1 protein-coding gene, 1 tRNA gene and 1 rRNA gene are annotated in these 1828 nt (G+C 53.7%); 1 reads left to right on the top strand and 2 read right to left on the bottom strand.

All coding sequences use genetic code 11. The features are described from left to right. Positions 1 to 1188: hypothetical protein (locus PsAD5_RS14295; RefSeq protein WP_206599736.1), on the top strand; the 1188-nt coding region annotated here is incomplete at its 5' end. A 428-nt stretch (positions 1189 to 1616) separates the two neighbouring features. On the opposite strand, the gene PsAD5_RS14290 is transcribed toward PsAD5_RS14295, so the two are convergent. Both PsAD5_RS14290 and rrf read right to left on the bottom strand, forming a co-directional pair. Beyond that, a tRNA-Met gene (locus PsAD5_RS14290) sits at positions 1617 to 1693 on the bottom strand. Positions 1694 to 1750: 57 nt separating this feature from the next. Beyond that, positions 1751 to 1828: ribosomal RNA gene (rrf, locus tag PsAD5_RS28830) — 5S ribosomal RNA — on the bottom strand; the annotation flags it as partial.

Genomic DNA, 1828 nt, shown 5'->3' with positions numbered 1-1828 from the left:
CCGCCTTCTCAGCTGCAGCGCTGGCGGTCCGTGTGTTGTGCCCCATTGTTCACTCCTAATCTCATGATCATGAGCCAAAACACTCCCTTATTCAAATTAACCGATCTGTCCATAAGGCTTCGATGGGAAACAGGTTTTATCATCGGATTGCGTGGCGAACTGACCGATGAACAGTTGGTGCGCCTCTTCTGCCTTTGCCGGTTTGGGCAGACAGTTTGGGACGCTGTGGAGGCTTCAAGCCGGGCAGTGTCCGAAGGATACTGGAAGACTGTGTCCGCACACTGGGCGAGGCAGACAGAAGATGAGTTGCGCTACGCCGTAGCAAAACTCATTGAAGCCCGTCGCGGCCTAACGGCGCTGCAATTTGTCCATCTGGACCTGAAGAGCATCGAATCTGAACAGCTCTGCGCAATCCTGCAAGCACTTCCCCGAAGCGATGAAGCTGAGCGGGGAGCATCCTCGATGGATCGGCATTCCATTGAGGAGGTGTTCAAGATTCTCAATTCGCGCGGCACAATTAGCCGCGATAGGATGGCAGATCTGGAGTTCCTGTATCTGAAGGTCTTCAGGTTCGATAGAGGGCGTATCCCTAACCTTGAGGCCGAGGTAAACGACAACCCGTCTCTTTTCTGCGAGGCCATTCGCATGGCCTACAGGGGCAAAAATGAGTCCAGAGATGTGGAACCTAACGATGAGCAGAAGACGGCCGCCAGAAACGCGAATACCTTTATTGATGCACTTTCTTCAGTACCTGGAGTCGATGAACACGGTGTCATCCAGGCTGGGAAGCTGAAGGAATGGATTATCGAGGCAAGGCGCATTAGCGAGCCGACAGGTCATCGCGCCATGCTTGACTATCAGATCGGGGAAATCCTCGCACACGCCCCTTTGGCAGAAGATGGATCATGGCCTTGTGAACCTGTGCGGGAGGCTGTCAATGATCTGTATAGCGTCGAGATTGAGCGCGACATCACAATCGGGCGCTACAATGCTCGCGGTGCGACTTGGCGAGGTGAAGGCGGAGCGCAAGATCGAGAGTTGGCGGATCAGTACGAGGGCTGGGCTAAAGCTTGCGAGTTCGAGCATCCGCGCATGGCGAGAATTCTGCGTGAGATGGTTCGCAAGTACATCGCGGAGGCCGAGTGGCAGGACAATGAGGCAATGATCCGTAGGCGCATGCGATACTAGTATCCGAACGGAAGTCTGTTCTCAAGCGCGCTTGTCAGGTGAAAAGGGGACGACGAGTTTGCGATCACCAGTTTTGGATGACTTGGCGGCGCTTCTTGGTAGGAACTGACTCGACCTTTGCTAGAAACGTCCCAATGGCAGCTTTTGGTCAAGTTCCTCTTCAAGCAGGAATAGTCCTAAGGGAAATGGGCGCCGCTGAGTAGCTCTCAGCTTGCTAACAGGCGCCATGCAGCAGGTAACTCACCGCTCTACCTTGGCGGCCCTCACCCGTACTGATCCGCGACTGAGATTGTCATTTCCCACCCACATCTACTGAGTAAGCTGCTGGCGAACATGTCTTTTGTTGACGTGGTGTTGACGCGAACGCAAAAAGCCCTGAGCGATTGGCTCAGGGCTTTTGCTATGTATTTGATCTTACGATCATATTTTGGTTGCGGGGGTAGGATTTGAACCTACGACCTTCAGGTTATGAGCCTGACGAGCTACCGGGCTGCTCCACCCCGCGGTAAATAGTGTTTGTTCTGTTTTATTTTGTAGAGATTTGTCGGTGTGTATTATTCATGCCCGGCGGCGCCCTACTCTCCCGCGTCTTAAGACGAAGTACCATTGGCGCAGGGGCGTTTCACTTCCGAGTTCGGGA

It is taken from the genome of Pseudovibrio sp. Ad5 (genome assembly GCF_001623095.1).
Lineage (GTDB): Bacteria > Pseudomonadota > Alphaproteobacteria > Rhizobiales > Stappiaceae > Pseudovibrio.
This window is presented reverse-complemented; position numbering and strand designations above follow the sequence as displayed.